We start from the raw sequence: 15,361 nt of genomic DNA, 5'->3' as shown, positions 1-15,361 counted from the left end.
CCGCGCTAACTACGGGAGTGCCCCGCGGCGTTGTCAGGATAAAACACGGACAACGCCCGCCGGTACCTTGTGCTACGTTCCCAGCACGCCCGCCCGCCGACGACAAAGCCCCAGGTCAAAGGCGTTTTTTCCCGACTGCCGACAGATATAAGAATACCGCATTGTTGACCGTGGAGGGCATACCTGTCAGGCTCATAAAACAAATGGTTGTTTGCAAGCTTGGAGCTGATGATGCGCGCACCTGCGCCCCTCGCGGGGCGGACAGTTCTGGTCACCGGCGCCGGCCGGGGTATCGGTGAGGCAACCGCGAAGCTGGCGGCCGAGGCGGGCGCCTTCGTGATCGTCACCGACCTGGACGGGCACCGGGCCACCGCCGAGGCGATCAGCAACGCCGGCGGAAAGGCCGAGGAGCACACCCTCGACGTGACCAGCGCCGCCGCCTGGGCGGAGGTGGTCGACCGGGTGGTGCGGACCCACGGCCGGATCCACGGGCTGGCCAACGTGGCCGGGATCGCCTCGGACACCGACAACCTGGCCGACCAGACCGAGCAGGGCTGGGACCGGCTGATCACGGTCGACCTGAAGGGGCCGTGGCTGGGCATGCGTGCGCTGCTGGCCAACTTCCTCGAAGCCGGCGGCGGGAAGATCGTCAACGTGGCGTCGGTCGCCGGCCAGATCGGAATGCCCGACGTGATGGCCTACTCGGCCGCCAAGGGCGGCGTGATCGCCATGTCCCGCCAGGTCGCCATGCAGTACGCCAAGCGGAACATCCAGGTCAACGTGATCGCACCGGGCGTGATCGAGACGCCCATCCTCGGCGACATCACCGAAGAACTGCGGGCCCTGGTGGCCGCGAACACCCCGGTCGGCCGGCTCGGCGTGCCCGCCGACATCGCCACCATGATCGTGCACCTGCTCGGGCCGACCAGTGACTTCATCACCGGCCAGGTCATCTCGGTGGACGGCGGCATGACCGCTCAGTGACCCGCAAGTGCCTATGCAATGAGTGATCCGACGATGGAGGTATTCGGCAATGGAAACTAGGCTCGGCGTACGGGTCCAGATCCTCGCGGCCTGGTGCGGCCCGGTATGCATCCTGTTGTACCTGGTGTTCTGGGGCATTCTCGGCCACAACATCCCGCCGCCCTCGCCGGCCAACACCACCGAAAGCCTCATGGCCAACTACTTCGGGCCGCATTACGACCAGATCCTGCTCGGAATGGTCGGCGCCGCGGCGGTGGGCATCCTCTACCTGCCGTGGTCGTGTCAGCTGTCCCACCTCATGCGGCGGGACGAGCACAACATGCCGGTCCTGTCCAACATCGAGCTGCTCGGCGGGGCCATCACCGCATGGTTGCTGTCCGAGTGCGCCGCGATCTGGGCGCACGCCGCACACCTCAGCGCCACCAACCCGGTGCTGGCCGAGATGACCTGGCGAGAGGCCTGGTTCATCTTCGACCTGACCTACATGATCACCACGGTGCAGATGGTCGGCGCCGGCATCTACGCCCTGACCGACCGGAGCGGGAACCCGGTCTTCCCGAGGTGGACCGGTTGGTGGGCCATCGCGGGTGGCCTGTCGTACGTTCCGCTGACCGTCATCGCCCACGTCACCGAGGGTCCGTTCGCGTGGAACGGGATCTGGAACTTCTGGGCCGTCTGGACCGCCTGGGTGACCTGGTTCGCGATCGACAACTTCTACATCATGCGCTACCTGCGCGGAAAGCTCCGCACGCTGAGCACTTCGGCTCCGGTCACCCCCGACCGCGAGCCGTCGCTGACCTGACCTGACTCTTTCGGTCGGTGGCTCCGGTGGCCCGGGACGGATCAACCGTTCCGGGCCACCATCGCGATGGTGCCGGCTCCGACCCGGGCGGCGGTGTAAAGATCAGCTTGGACGGCGCGGCCCGGATGTCTCCCGTGGCCTAGGTGCGGCCCGTTGCGCTGGTCGACAGCGCCACACCCACTCTGCGTAACCGCTGTTTCGGGGCGGCTAGCGAGGGGTTTCATGGTCAATTTACCGTGGGAGACGTTCTACTGGCGAGTAACGTCTCTGGTGGTTAGTTGACCATGGCCGGTTCAGGCACTCGATGCGGCCGTCAGGTCCTGATGATCACGCTGACGGTGATCATGAAACCAGGGACACCACGATGCGGGCGAGGGTGGCGAGGGCGATGAGGACGGCGAAGGCGATGAGCACGGATGTGCCCAGGCGGAGCTCGCGGGCTCGCTTCGCCCGGCCCTCCGCGCTGAGGGTCGACGGGACCAGGCCGTTCAAGTTGCGGCGGCCCCAGATGCCGATCAGGAACAGGATCGTGGCGAACAGCAGGGTGAACAGTACGTCGGTCACTGGGGCAGCCCCGCCGACTCCGCCGGGCCGGCCGGGTTCGGGCGGTACTCGTCGGCGTAGCTCGCGTCGGCGCCGGCCAGCTGGCGGTCCTGCCATTCCTGCCAGGCCTGCTCGACCCGCCGCTGGCGCAGCCATTCGCCGAGCCGCCCGCGCGCCTCGTCGAAACCGACCGGCGCCGGCGGGCTGACCTCGAGCACCTGCCCGAGGTTCCAGCCCTCGGAGGTCTGGACCGGGCCGAAGACCGCTCCGGGCGCGGCGGCGAACGCCGGCCCCCGGTAGGCCTCGTCCAGCTGGTCGGCGCGCAGCGTTCCGAGGTCGCCGCCGGCGTCGCGGGTGCGCCGGTCCAGCGAGCTCTGCCGGGCCAGCGCGGCGAAGTCGGCGCCCCGGCCGAGGTCGGTGTGCAGCGCGGCGGCCTGTTCCTGGGTGGCGACCACGATGTTGCGCAGGTGCCGCCGCTCCGGCCACACCAGCTCGGCCTGGTGGTCCCGGTAGTAGGCATGCAGCTCGGCATCGGTCAACGGGGCGGCCACCGGGGCGGTGACCTGGCCCAACAGCTCGCGGGTGCCCTCCCGGCGATTCAGCTCGGCCACCACCTCGGCCTCGGATGCCCCCACGTCGCGCAGCAACGCGAGGAACCCGGCCTGCCCCGGCGGGTTGACGCCGCGCGCGACGAAGTCGGCCAGCAGCTGCCCGGAACGCTCCGGGGAAATCGTCAGGCGGCGCTCCGCGATGGCCTTGTCGATCACGATGCGCAGCGCGACCGCCCGCGCGGCGGCCCGGTTGAACTGGTCGGTCAGGCCGGGGTCGGCCGGCGCGCGCAACCCGTAGAGGGCGCCGAGCACCCGGATCCGCTGCCGCAGTTCGGTCTTGCTGACGGTGACCCCGGCGACGCGCAGCGCGGCGTCGGCGGGCAGGCCGGTGGCGGCCCGCACGGCCAGCACCGAGCCGGACATCACCGCGACCGGCAACAGCAGGGTCGCGACCAGGCCGGCGACCAGCTTCCACGGGTAGCGCAGGGTCATACCGCAACCTTCCGATCCGGTTCGGCCGCCACGCCGGGGAGCGCCAGCGCACCCGGCGGGAACAGCCGGACGATGGCGATGGCGGCCAGCAGCGAGAGGCCCACGCTGGCCGCCAGCAGCAGGCCGAAGTGCCGCAGGATCGCCAGCTCCGACAGGGTCAACGAGAGGTAGCCCAGCGCGGCCGCCAGGGCGGCCACCGCCACCGTGCGCCGGGTGTTCCGGGAGTTGCGGGGGTTGCGACCAGAGCCCCGGTAGCCGAGCAGCACGCTGAACTCGCAGGCGGTGGCCGTGGTCAGCGAGCCGAGGGCCACGCTCAGCGGGCTGAGCGGAATGCCGAGCAGCCACGCCCCGGCCAGCCCCCAGCCGGTGGCCAGCACGGCGGCCGAGACGGCGCGCACCGCGTCCGATCGCCGGGCCAGGCCGAGGAACAGCACCAGCCCGGCCGCCGCGATGCCGACCAGGTTGGCCAGGTAGCGGTGCTCGGAGACCAGCTCGTAGCCGCGCGCGGCGGCCGAGGGCAGGCCCACCACCTCACTGGTCATGCCGGGCGGTGGCGGCGGCAGCGCGGCGCGCAGGCCGCCGAGCAGGTCCCGCTGTTCGCGCAGGTCCTGCAGGGAGATGCCCAGGCTCAACACCGCGCTCCGCCCGTCGTCGCTGAGCACCGCCGACACCAGGTAGTGCGGCAACAGGCCGACGCCGGCCTGGAACTGTTCGGGGGTGGGGTTCGGGCCGAGGAACGCCAGCAGGTCGGGCAGGCTCACCGCGGGGCGCAGCGCGCCGCCGTACTGGCGGACGATGCCCTCCTCGGCCCGGCGCATCCAGTCCAGCGCCGCCACGTCGCGCACGTTCTCGCCGCGCAGCAGCACCTGCACCGCGCCCGACGAGCCGATCACGTCCTCGGCGTGCCGCGCGTCGGCCACCGAGGGCAGGCCGGCGGCCAGTTCGTCGGGCTGGGCCCGGACCTCCAGGCGGGGCAGCATCACCCAGCCCAGCGCCGCCACCGCGGCGAGCGCCGCCGCCACTGCCACCCGGGTGCGCCGGGGCAGCCCCCGGCGCACCACGGGGACCGGGGCGGGCTCGGCCGGGGAAGCCCGCTTCGGCCGGATCAGGAACGCGATCGCCACCGCGAGCAGCACGCCCAGGCCCAGGGCCAGGCCGAGGTCGCGCACGAACGGCAGCGGGGACAGCGCGAGCGAGGCGAACCCGGCCGCGCTCGCCCCGGCCGCCACCAGCACCCTGCGCACCGGCGCGCCGTGCACCAGGTAGGCGGGGAAGTCGCTGCCGATGCCGATCAGGATCGGCAGGAACGCCACCGCCCCCAGCGACAGCTCGATGCCCAACCAGCCGAACACGGCCAGGGTCACCGCCATCGACCCGAGGGTCGCGGCCAGCGGCAGCAGCCGGTCCCGCCGCCGCCCGGTCCAGCCGATGCCCAGGTAACAGGCGATGATCAGGGCCAGCGCGACGGCGCCGAGCAGCGGGATCTCCCGCTGCACCCGCTGCCCGAGGTCGGCGAACACGGTGGGCGTGCCGGTCACCGTGGTCCGGGTGGTGGTCAGGCCGGCCCGGGCGACCAGGTCGCGGGTCGCGGCGACCAGCCGCCGGGTGCCCGCCTCGTCCAGCCCCTCGCGCGGCCGCACCAGGATCGCCACCGCGTTCGGGGCCGGCACCAGGTAGCGCCAGGAGGCCCGGGTTGCGCCGTCCGGCCCGAACACCACCGAGTCGACGAAGCCCTGGTTGCGCACGCTCGGCACCCCGGCCGGCATCGCCTGCACCACCAGCGGGCCGTAGCGCAGGTCGAACTCGGCCAGCGCCGGGTCACCGGTCGCCCGGATGGCGTCCCGGCGGCCGGAGATGGCGGCCACCAGGTTGCGGGTGGAGGCGACTATCTGGTTGAGCGCGGTCCCCGGCCCGTACACCACGGCGACGTCCGGCAGCTCCGCCAGCCTTCCTTCCAGGCTCAGCAGCCGGCCCAGCTCGGCCCCGGTCATCAGCTCGCGCGGCCGCGCCGACTCGGCCAGCACCACCACCGGGTCCCCGCCGAACGCCCGCGCGGTCTCCTCCAACGCGGTCAGGGCGGGGTCCCCGGCCGGCAGGAACGCCGTCGGCGCGGTGTCCGTGCGCAGCCGGGCCAGCCCGATCACCGTGCCGGTGCACACCAGCACGGCGAGCAGCAGCACGGCCAGGCGGCGCGGCGGTAACGCGCTGGTCATTTCGGCAGGCGCTCCACCCTCGGGTACTTGCCGTCCCACGGCCCAGGCCGGGGCTGCGAGCCCGGCTTGGGATACGGGTTGGAGTAGGTCAGCGGCCCCTTGTAGGCGACCGGCGTGTTACCCAGCGCCCGGTCGTTGAGCATGGCGAACACCCGGACGTGGTTGAGGCCGTTGCCGTTGGTGTACTGCCAGCTGGCGTTGAGGTTGCCGAAGAACCCGCCGATCTCCGGCCCGTACGGCTTGAGGTACTTGAGCAGCGGGTTCAGGTCGCGGAGGAACTCGCGGGCCTCCGGGATGGTATCCGCGCTCTTCTCCTGGAACCGGGGAATCCGGTCGAAGGTGCCGTCCGCGCGGTCCATGACCTTGGACAGCGGCGGCATGGCCTTCCGCAGATCGTCGCTGATCTCCGGCAGGTCGTCCAGCGCGTCGGAGAGGAACGGCGCCGCGTCCTTCAGGTCGGACACCACCGGCCGCAGCGCCCGGGAAAGGTCCTTGACGTCGGACGACGCCGTCCGGGCGACGTCCAGCGTGTCGGGCAGCTCGTTCATCGTGGCCTCCACCGCGCCGCGTTGGCTCGCGGTGGCCCTGGTGAGCCGGTTCGCGCTGGTGACCAGGTCGGCGATGCGCCCCTCCCCGGTGTCCAGCGTCTGCATCAGGGTGGACAGGTCGCGGCCGAGCGCGGTGAAGTCCTCGGACTGGGCGGCGATCGCGTCCAGCGCGGTGGCGCCGTCGCGGCCCAGCCCGCCCATGCCGGCCAGCATCCCGGAGACCTCCTCGTGGGTCTCCTTCGTACCGGCGCCCAGCGAGCGCAGCATGCTCGACATGTCGGCCCGGGTCTTCGGGTCGAAGCTGGCGATCACGTCGTGCAGCTGGGTGCTGGGCTGGAAGTCCTTCGACGGGATCATCGCACCGGACGGCAGCTCGGCGCCGGTGCCGTCCACCACGTCGAAGTAGGCCTCCCCGACCAGCGACCGCTCGCCCAGCCGGATGCGCACGCCCTGGTGCAGCGGGGCGAACCTGTCCTCGACCATGAAGGTCGCCTTCAGCTCGTTGCCCTCGCGCTCGATCGAGCGGACGTCCCCGATCTTCACGCCGGCGATGGAGACCCGGCTGGCCTGCACCAGGTTGTCGCCGTCGGCCATCTTGACCGCCAGCGTGTACTGGTTCGGGGTGACGAACGGGACGTAACCGCCGATGCCCAGGTACAGGTAGGAGAAGATCGCGAGGCCGAAGGCGAAGAACGCCACCAGGGCGAGCGCCCGGCCGACGAACCCGGAGAAGATCTGCCTCATCGGTTGCCCCCAGGGTTCGCGCCCGGCTGGCCGGCCGGGTTCACGTTCTTGTCCGGCTTGAACCCGGGCTGCGGGAACACCCCGCCGCCCGGGGGCGCCACCACGTAACCCCGGATGATCGGCCCCTGGGCGTCACCGGCGCCGAACACCGACTTGGTGTTGTAGACGAACGCGTTGATCTCGGTCAGGTACGAGGTGATCAGCTCGGTGTGCCGCTTGAGGTGGTCGGTGACCGGCAGGAAGTCGTCCAGCGCCTCGTCCACGTCCTTGGACAGCGGCCGCAGGTCTCGCAGCAGCTCCTTGGCGTGGCGGGCCACCGGCCGCGCCTCGTCCACCAGGTCGTCCAGCGGCCCCATGGTGTCCTCCAGCCGGTCGATCGCCGAGGGCAGGTCGTCGGCGGCCTCGTCCAGGTTGTCCAGCGTCGGGTTGAGCTCGTCGGTCAGGTCCCGCGTGTTGGTCATCGCCTCCCGCAGGCCGCTGGAAAGGCCGGGCAGCTGGGCGAGGCTGTCCCGCAGGGCCGCGTCGTTGGCCGCCAGGGTGTGCAGCGTCTGCTGCGCGCCGTCGGCCAGCCGGGCCGTCCGCTCGGTGTTCTGGCCGAGGGCCCCGGCGATCTGGGAGATCGCGCTGACCAGCTGGCTGATCTTCTCCCGCCGGGCCTGCAGCGCCTCCACCACCGGGCGGACGGCCACCGTGGTGTTGGTGGCCGCGTCGAGGCCGGGGCCGAGGTCGGCCGGCGCGCGGACCAGCGCGACGTCCGACTGGACCAGCAGGTCGGTGAGGGCGGCCTGGGCCTGGGCGTCCAGGTTCTGGAACACCTCGTCGGCCTGGATCGGCCGCATGGTCTGGCTGGCCGGGAGCACCTCGCCCTCGCCCAGCGGGTGGCCCGGAGGGCCGCCGGGGTTGATCTCCACCGACATCTCGTTCAGCGGGTTCTTGGGCCGCAGCACGGCCCGCGCGTTGGAGTAGATCGGCTGGATCTTGGTCAGCTCCAGCTCCAGGACGGCGGTGCCGTGGTCGGTGGCCCGAGCGCCGGTGATGGCGCCGACGTTCACTCCGGCGATGGTGACCGGGCTGCCGGCCGCCGGGTTCACCCCGGGCACCGCCTGGAACTCGATGTTCACGTGCTTGCGCGGCGCCCAGGGCACGCCCGTGGATAGGTTGAGCATGATGGCCACGGCCGTCGCCACCGCGACCACCACCATGAACACGATCGCCGTGAGGTCGCGGCCCATGCCGGGGATGGTCATGGCCCGCCGCAGGGCCAGCACCGGATGGAATCGGCTCACTTGTCACCACCTCCCAGGGGCAGCATCAGCGGGTTGCCGCCGGGCAGGGGACCCGGGCCGGGCACCGGACCCGGCGCGGGCAGCGGCTTCATGCCCTCGTTGACCGGCTTCTGGGTACCGATCCGGGACAGGCCCCGGTCGCTCTCCTTGGAGTCCTGCGGCCCGTACGGCTTCTGGCCGAGCATGTGCTCGAAGAAGTACTCCTCGAGCGGCCGGGGGAACTGGCTTCCGCCGGTGAACATGCTGCCGCCCTCGCCGGCCGCCAGCCGGCCGAGGCCACCGTTCTGGTCCTTGTCCTTGAAGGCGCCGTCCAGCACCGTGACCAGGTAGGCCAGCTCCTTGTACATCGGGTGGTCGTTGCCGCCGTTGGCGTAGACGCCGTGCCCGGTCCACGGGTTCAGCACCGCGTGCTTCACCGGCCCGTTGATCCGGTCCAGCACCGGGCCGTGGATGTCCCGGAACATCTCCTCGCCGTTCTTCGCCACCCCGACCAGCCGGCGCAGCGCCGGTTCGGCGTCGCCGAGTGCGTCCTTCAGGTCCTCGGCCAGCGGGCGCGCGTCGCTGACCAGCGGCCCGAGCTCCCGCATCAGGGGGTCCAGCTCCCGCGCGGAGTCCCGGAACCGGGGCGCGGTCTCGGTCAACCGGTCCAGCGAGCCCTGCAGGTCCTCCAGCCCGGCCCGGGTGGTCCGCATCGTCTCGGGCAGCGTGCCCAGCGTGTCGGCCACCGCGCCGCGCTGGGCGTTGAACGCGGCCGAGGTGCGGTCGAAGGACTCGATGATGTCGGCGAACTGGCCCTGCTTGCGGTTGAACACCGCCGCGAAGCCCTCGAAGCCGCTCACCAGCCGGGTCAGGTCCTGGTTCGGGTCGGTCCCCCGGAAGGCCCGCAGCACCTCGCCGGTCGGCTTGAACGCCGGCGGCGTCTCGTGCAGGAACCGGCGGATCGCGTCCCGCCCGCCCTGGCGCAGCGTCTCGTCGAAGTTGCGGGCGAAGCCCCGCATCCCCCGCTGGGCGTCGGTGTTGATCGCCGAGAGCACGTGGTCCAGCTCCACCGGCACGGTGGTCCGTTCCATCGGGATGTGCCCGTCGAACACCCCGCCCCGGCCGCCGGGGGTCAGCTCGATGTAGTAGACGCCGCCGACGATCAGGGTGGGCCGGATCGCCGCCGACGGCTGGCCGCCCAGTGTCTCGCTGACCCCCTTGTCCAGCCGCATGGTGACCTCGGCGCTGCCGTCCTCGACCTGCCTGATGCCGGTCACCTCGCCCACCCGCACCGAGGCCAGCTTGATCACGCTCTGGTACTCGTCCAGCTTGAACTGGCGGCTGAACGTGGCGGTCACCGTGTCGCCGGGGCTGAGCGCGGAGACCAGCCGCTCCTTCCCGTACGCGACCAGGAACAGCCCCAGCAGGACCGTCAGCACGACCGCGCCGAGCACCTTGGTGCTCCGCTTGGCGTGCAGCAAACGCTTGATCATTTCTTGCGGCCTCCAACACCGATACCCGCCGGCGCCTCGCCGAGGCGCAGCCGCTGGTTCTCCGCCTCACCGGGTGCCGGGTAGGCGTCGACGAACCGCTTTCCGCCGGATTTCAGGGCACTGCCGGTGAGCGTGGTCGGCCCGAAGTTGGCCGTCACCGTCGCGTACCGCTTGCCCGGCTCGGGTCCGCGGGAGACGAAGCTGTGCATCCGGGTGAACAGGGAGCCCGCCTCCGGCCCGTAGGGCGCCAGCACGTGCACCGGGTCCCGCAGGTAGTCGAACGTGTCGACCGCCCGGTTCACCAGCGGCCGCGCGTCGTCCAGGGTGTGCCGCAGCTTCCCGACCGGGGAGCGCGCGTCGTCGGTGAAGCCGGGCACCTGGTGGGACACCGGCACCGAGTCACGCAGGAAGCCGCGGAAGTCGGGAGTGGCGTCGCCCAGCCCCTTGGCGCCGCCCCGCAGGTCGACCATCGCCAACCGGGTCTCGGCCAGCGTCGGGCCCATCTCGTCCATCGCCGGCCGGATCGCGCGCAGCGTGTCCGGGGTCTTCGCCAGCACCGCCTTCAGCGGCGCGCTCTGTCCCACCGTGAAGCCGCGGAAGGTCTCGTCGGTCTGGCGCAGCAGCTCGGAGATCTGCGCCTCCCGGCCCTTGAACCGGCCGGCCAGCGTGGTGTTGGTGTTGATCAGCCGGGGCAGGTTGAACCGGGGCGAGGCCAGCGACTCGGACACCGTGCCGAGGTCGTCCAGCATCCCCGGGCCGGAGCGCAGGAACGCGTTCAGGTCGCCGCCGTGGCCCAGCGACCCACCGCCGAACTCGCGCAGGAAGCCGGCCATCTCGGCCCTGGTCTTCGGCTCGAAGATGTTCAGCACCCGCCAGACGTCGGCGGAGTCCTCGTTGCGGGCGGCCGGCAGGACGTCGCCGTCGCCGATCGGGCCGGCGGTCGGGGTGCCCGGCTCCAGCTCGACGAACTTGGCGGCCAGCGCGGAGACGTCCCAGACCCGGGCCACCGCGTCGGAGAACACCGCCGGGTCGCCGTCCAGCTCCATGGTGACCAGCGCGTGGTCGCCGCGCAGCTCGACCCCGGAGACCCGGCCGATGCGCGCGCTGTTGCGCCGCACGTCGTCGTTGACCGCCAGCGAGTGGATGTTGTTGAACTCGGCCCGGACCGTCTTGCGCGGCACGAACGGCATGCCGTTGACCGCGCTGAAGGTCAGCGCGGTGATCCCGGCCAGGATCACCATCACGATGGCGCCGGCCGTGAACGACCGGCCCATCTTCCGGCGTTCCGGCTTCATGCGTGGGACCGTCATGTCAGGAACCTCCCCCGAGCATCTGCCGCACCAGCGAGCTCTCCTGTTTCCGGTCCAGGCCGGTGGCCCCGTTCTTGCCGCTGCCGGTCGGTTTCGAGGTGCGCGGGTCCCCGGGGCCTTCCGGCTGCAGCTGCTTGCCGAGCTGGTTGAACGGCGGCTCGGCCATCGAGGGCAGCGCCGGCACCGGCGTGTTCCTCGGCGCGCCCGGGATCGACCCGAAGCCGACGGTGCTCAGCGCGGCCGGGTTCAGGTCCAGGATCGCCTTGAAGTAGTGGCCGACCGCGTCGTAGTCCACGGTGGACAGGCTCCAGCCCTTGGCCAGCTCGAGGATGCCGGTCAGGTGGGGCAGCGCGGTGCGGTCCAGCTGCTTGAAGCCGGCGGTGATGTCCCGCACGTCGCCGCCGGCGCGGTGCAGGTCCCCGACCACCGGCCGGGCCTCGCGGAGCAGCTCGTCGACCTTGGGCAGCAGCTTGGCCAGCGCCTCGGCCGAAGGCTCGGCCGCGTCGGCGAACTCGTGGATCTCGTCGCTGATCTCCACCAGGTTGTCCGTGGTCGGCCGGATGTCCTCCAGGTTCTCGGCGGCCGGCCCGGCGACCCCGGCCAGCTCGTGCAGCGTGCGCCGGGTGCTGCCGAGCGCGCCGGGCAGCTCGACCAGCGTGTCGCGCAGCTGGAGCTGCTGCTCGCCGACCGCGCCCAGCAGGTTGGTTGCCGAGTCGACCAGCTTGTCCATGTCCTGGCCGTGGTTGGAGGCCACCGCCGACGCCACCGGCTGGGCCATCTCGATCAGGCGGTTCAGCTGCGCGTTCTGTTCGTTCAGCACCTTCACCAGGCGGTCGGTGCGGTGCATGGTCGGGGCCAGCGCCTTGATCGTGTCGGAGGTGCGCTGGCCGTTCTCCCGCAGGCCCTCGCCGGTGGTGGTGACCAGGCCGGCCAGCGCCACGCTGGTCGGGTCGTCCAGCGAGTTCAGCACGTCCTGCAGGTCGGTGACCCGGTTGGTCTGGGTCTCGGCCAGCGTGCCGCCCTCGGGCAGCACCGGGGCGTTCGGGCTGCCCCGGTCCAGCGCCACGAACCGCTCTCCCAGGAGGTCCTGGATGACGATGTCGGCGCGGGCGTCGGTGTGGATCGGCAGAACCTCGCGGTTCAGCTTCATCACGACCTTGGCCATGCCGTTCTCCGGCACGACGTCGTCGATCGTGCCGACCTGCACGCCGGCCACCCGGACCCGGCTGCCCGGCACCATCGGGTAGGCGTCGGCGAACATGGCGGACACCTTGACCGTGCCCACGTCGCTGCCGACCCGGTCGTAGGTCAGGCCGCCCGCCACCAGCACCGCCGCCACGCCGAGCGCGATCAGTACCAGGCGGATTGGGCTCTTGCTGCTCATCGCGGTTCACTCCCGGTCGCGTCGGGGTCGTCCCACGGCTGGCCGACCAACTCGCCGGGCCGGGGGCCGGGGTTCGGGACCTGTCCGGGGACGCGGAACGGGTACTCGTGCATGCCGTCGATGCCTTCGGCGATGATCCCGGACCAGTACTTGCCCTGGGAGTCGTACGAGCCGAACGCCGACGTCCAGTTGCTGAAGAAGCCGGCGATCTCCGGGGCGTACGGCCGCATGAAGGCCGCCGCCGGCCGGTAGTCCCGCAGGATCTCCCGAATCACCGACAGGTCGTCGCTGGCCGCGTCGAGCAGGCCGGGGGCGTGCCCGAGCAGGTCGTGCGCCGCCCACAGCGTCGGCACCAGCCGGTCCATGGCCGGCCGCAGGTCGTGGGTCAGCGGCGCGAGATCCCGCGACACCCCGACCAGCCGGTCGATGCCGGGTTCGAGGTCCTCCAGCAGCGGCACGGTGGCCTCGGTCGCCGGGTGGACCTTCACCAGCGTGTCCCGCGCGGTGCGCAGCGTGCCGGGCAGCTCCTTGAGGCCGTCCGCGAACTTCTCCTGCCGCGCGGCGGTGGCGTCGGTGAACCCGGCCAGGTTGTTGATCGTGCCGCCGACCTGGTCCTGGCGCTGCACGGCGGTCTGCACCAGGCCGTGCAGCTGGCCGACCAGTTGCTTGATCGCCGGGCCGTCCTTGCCGACCGCCGCGAGCACCTCACCGAGCGCCTGCACGGTCGGTCCGGCGCTGTTCAACGTCGCCTTCATGTCCTGGTCGCGGCCGTCCACGGTGGCGTTGATCTGCTGGATCAGCGAGGTCACCTTCGCCCGGGTGGGCGCGTCCAGCGCGGACACCACCTGGTCCACCTCGATCTGCCGGGCCGGGGCGGTGACCAGCGCGTCCTCCGGGATCACCGGGTTGCTCTCCGGCCCCGGGTAGATGGTCAGCACCCGCTCGCCCAGAGTGGACGCCCACTCGACCATCGTCGTGGTGCCCTCGTGCAGCGGCACATCGTCGCCCGAGATCGTGACGGTGACCAGCGCCTTGCCGTCCCGGACCTCGAGCGAGTCGATGCCGCCGACGTCGAAGCCCCGGATCAGCACCGGTGACCCGTCCGCCAGCTGGGCCGCCGACGGCATCAGGAACTTCACCCGGTAGCTGCCGCTGGTCGATATGAAATAGGCGCCGGCACCGACCACGACAACGGCGGCGAGTAACGCCGCGAATATCTTCACTGCTTTAGACATTCCCGAGCCTTCTAGTTGGAGATGGGGAGCCGGGGGTTGCCACCGAAGAAGAGCTGCATGAACGCCGCACCCACCACGCTGACAATAATCATGTTCAGAATCATCGACTTCGCCGTGGCATTTCCGACACCCACCGGCCCACCGCGCGCGTTGTAACCGTAGTAACAACCCACCAGGATGATCACCATGCCGAGACACATCGAATTGACCAGTGACATGACGACGTTGTACTGCGACATGAATGTCCAGTACACCTGGAGATAACCGCCCTGGGAAACGCCGCGGAACGCGAACACGTTCAACCAGTAGCTGGTCGTCGCCATGAGGCCGATGGCCAGCACGTAGCAGAACGGGGTGAAGATGGTGATCGCCACGACCCGGGTGCCGAGCAGGTAGGACACCGAGTCGATGCCCATCACCTCGAGCGCGTCGATCTCCTCGTTGATCCGCATCGAGCCGAACTCGGCCACCAGGCCGCAGCTGACCTTCGCCGACAGCATCCAGCCCCAGAAGATCGGGCCGACCTTGTAGTGGGCGAACGCGGTGAAGATCCCGGTGTAGCCACTCGCACCGAGCTGTTTGAGCAGGTAGTAGCCCTCCAGCGAAGCCTCGGCGGCCAGCATCACCAGCAGGAAGATCATGATCGGCGAGGTGCTCAGCACCAGGATGCCGACCTGGCGGACGACCTCCGAGCTGTACTTCCAGGTGCCGGGAATGCTGCGCAGCACCCGGACCGCGAACCGGGCGACCCCGCCGACCTCCTGGACGATCGATGTCCTCGTCTCCGGGTAACCCCCCGCCCCGCCCCGTTCCGGCCGGACTTCCTGCTCCGCGGCAGTCATTTCGGGTCCGCCTTTCTCACCGCGTGACGGCCATGTTGGGGTTCAGGCCCAGCATGATCGAGTTGAACGTGAAGGTAATGATCCAGACCCAGGCGAAACAAAGCACGACCGCCTGGTTCACGGCGCGGCCGACACCCTCCGCGCCGCCTTTCACGCTCAAGCCCTTCGCGGCACACACAATGCCGATCATCAGGCCGAGCAGAATTGACTTGAGCACCGTTCCGACCAGGTCGGTCATGTTCATGATGGTGAAGAAGCCCGCTATGTACGAGGCAATGGACGTGCTGCCGATAATGGTGGTCGCGACGCCGGCCATAACGACGACGGCGGCCACACCGACCAGATTGAAGCCGAATACCATCATCGTCATTGCCACCACCCGGGGCAGCACCAGGGTGCGCTCCGGGTCGACCCCCAGCACCTCGAGGGCGTCCAGCTCCTCCCGCACCTTCCGCGCGCCCAGGTCGGCGGTGAGCGAGGTGCCCATGACCCCGGCGATCGCCATGGCGACCGTGTAGGGCGCGATCTCCCGGGGGCCGGCCATCACGAAGAAGGTGCCCACCCGGTTCCCCGCGCCGACCACGCGCAGCAGGTCGTAGCCGAAGGTCCCGATGGCAAAGCTGAACCCCCCGGTGGAGAGCAGCACCGGGATCCAGGCGAAGCGCAGCATCGCGTACATCTCTTCGAACGACGCACCCCAGAACCCGCGCGGGTTGCGCACCACGCCGACGACGAGGCGGCTGAACAGCTGGGCGATCTGCCCGACGTCGACGACCACCCGGCGTATCCCGCCGGGCACGAACTCGATCCAGTCGGCGCCTCGCCGGCGCTGGTCGGGCTGCCCCGGCGACCGGACCGGGGCGGACGGATCCACGCTCATGCCCGGCACACCCCCCGCACGGCACATCGCCGGGAACAAACATTTGTAAAGTTCCGCATCGAACTCACGTCGCCC

At 70.8% G+C, this 15,361-nt stretch carries 13 protein-coding genes; 2 read left to right on the top strand and 11 right to left on the bottom strand.

From position 1 onward, the window contains the following. The first annotated feature begins 228 nt into the window (after window positions 1-228). Both ABEB12_RS22905 and ABEB12_RS22900 read left to right on the top strand, forming a co-directional pair. Window positions 229-984, top strand: coding sequence for an SDR family oxidoreductase (locus tag ABEB12_RS22905; protein ID WP_185060116.1), 756 nt, complete (start codon window positions 229-231; stop codon window positions 982-984). Between the two features lie 49 nt (window positions 985-1,033). Next, a complete protein-coding gene (locus tag ABEB12_RS22900; protein ID WP_185060115.1) occupies window positions 1,034-1,786 on the top strand; it encodes a hypothetical protein in 753 nt (250 codons plus the stop codon). Window positions 1,787-2,128: 342 nt separating this feature from the next. Here ABEB12_RS22900 and ABEB12_RS22895 read toward each other — a convergent pair whose 3' ends face one another. The 11 genes from ABEB12_RS22895 to ABEB12_RS22845 are packed head-to-tail and all read right to left on the bottom strand — an operon-like array spanning window position 2,129 to window position 15,280. Beyond that, a complete protein-coding gene (locus ABEB12_RS22895) occupies window positions 2,129-2,350 on the bottom strand; it encodes a hypothetical protein (protein ID WP_185060114.1) in 222 nt (73 codons plus the stop codon). Further along, window positions 2,347-3,372 carry a peptidyl-prolyl cis-trans isomerase gene (locus tag ABEB12_RS22890; protein WP_185060113.1) on the bottom strand — a complete coding sequence of 342 codons (1,026 nt, stop codon included), beginning with the start codon at window positions 3,370-3,372 and terminating at the stop codon, window positions 2,347-2,349. The genes ABEB12_RS22895 and ABEB12_RS22890 overlap by 4 nt, the downstream gene beginning before the upstream one ends. After that, window positions 3,369-5,585, bottom strand: a complete 2,217-nt coding sequence (locus tag ABEB12_RS22885; protein ID WP_185060112.1) for an MMPL family transporter — start codon at window positions 5,583-5,585, stop codon at window positions 3,369-3,371. Before ABEB12_RS22885 ends, ABEB12_RS22890 begins: the two co-directional genes overlap by 4 nt. Then, window positions 5,582-6,877: an MlaD family protein gene (locus tag ABEB12_RS22880; protein ID WP_185060111.1), complete on the bottom strand. Its 1,296-nt coding sequence runs from the start codon at window positions 6,875-6,877 to the stop codon at window positions 5,582-5,584. Before ABEB12_RS22880 ends, ABEB12_RS22885 begins: the two co-directional genes overlap by 4 nt. Beyond that, window positions 6,874-8,163: an MlaD family protein gene (locus tag ABEB12_RS22875; protein ID WP_221497622.1), complete on the bottom strand. Its 1,290-nt coding sequence runs from the start codon at window positions 8,161-8,163 to the stop codon at window positions 6,874-6,876. The genes ABEB12_RS22880 and ABEB12_RS22875 overlap by 4 nt, the downstream gene beginning before the upstream one ends. After that, window positions 8,160-9,635, bottom strand: a complete 1,476-nt coding sequence (locus ABEB12_RS22870) for an MlaD family protein (RefSeq protein WP_185060110.1) — start codon at window positions 9,633-9,635, stop codon at window positions 8,160-8,162. The genes ABEB12_RS22875 and ABEB12_RS22870 overlap by 4 nt, the downstream gene beginning before the upstream one ends. Further along, window positions 9,632-10,945: an MlaD family protein gene (locus ABEB12_RS22865; RefSeq protein ID WP_185060109.1), complete on the bottom strand. Its 1,314-nt coding sequence runs from the start codon at window positions 10,943-10,945 to the stop codon at window positions 9,632-9,634. Before ABEB12_RS22865 ends, ABEB12_RS22870 begins: the two co-directional genes overlap by 4 nt. A gap of 1 nt (window position 10,946) precedes the next feature. Beyond that, the gene (locus tag ABEB12_RS22860) at window positions 10,947-12,329 is read right to left on the bottom strand and encodes an MlaD family protein (RefSeq protein WP_185060108.1); all 1,383 of its coding nucleotides are present in this window, start codon (window positions 12,327-12,329) and stop codon (window positions 10,947-10,949) included. Then, window positions 12,326-13,564 carry an MlaD family protein gene (locus ABEB12_RS22855; RefSeq protein WP_185060107.1) on the bottom strand — a complete coding sequence of 413 codons (1,239 nt, stop codon included), beginning with the start codon at window positions 13,562-13,564 and terminating at the stop codon, window positions 12,326-12,328. The genes ABEB12_RS22860 and ABEB12_RS22855 overlap by 4 nt, the downstream gene beginning before the upstream one ends. Window positions 13,565-13,575: 11 nt before the next feature. Continuing rightward, on the bottom strand, window positions 13,576-14,406 hold the full coding sequence (locus ABEB12_RS22850; protein WP_185060106.1) for an ABC transporter permease: 831 nt from the start codon (window positions 14,404-14,406) through the stop codon (window positions 13,576-13,578). Window positions 14,407-14,422: 16 nt separating this feature from the next. After that, window positions 14,423-15,280, bottom strand: coding sequence for an ABC transporter permease (locus tag ABEB12_RS22845; protein WP_221497621.1), 858 nt, complete (start codon window positions 15,278-15,280; stop codon window positions 14,423-14,425). Between the last annotated feature and the right edge of the window lie 81 nt (window positions 15,281-15,361).

The sequence above is a fragment of the Actinospineispora eucalypti genome (assembly GCF_039543365.1).
GTDB classification, from domain to species: domain Bacteria; phylum Actinomycetota; class Actinomycetes; order Mycobacteriales; family Pseudonocardiaceae; genus Pseudonocardia; species Pseudonocardia eucalypti.
The sequence above is the reverse complement of the archived record's forward strand: the minus strand, read 5'-3'. Positions and strand labels throughout refer to the sequence as shown.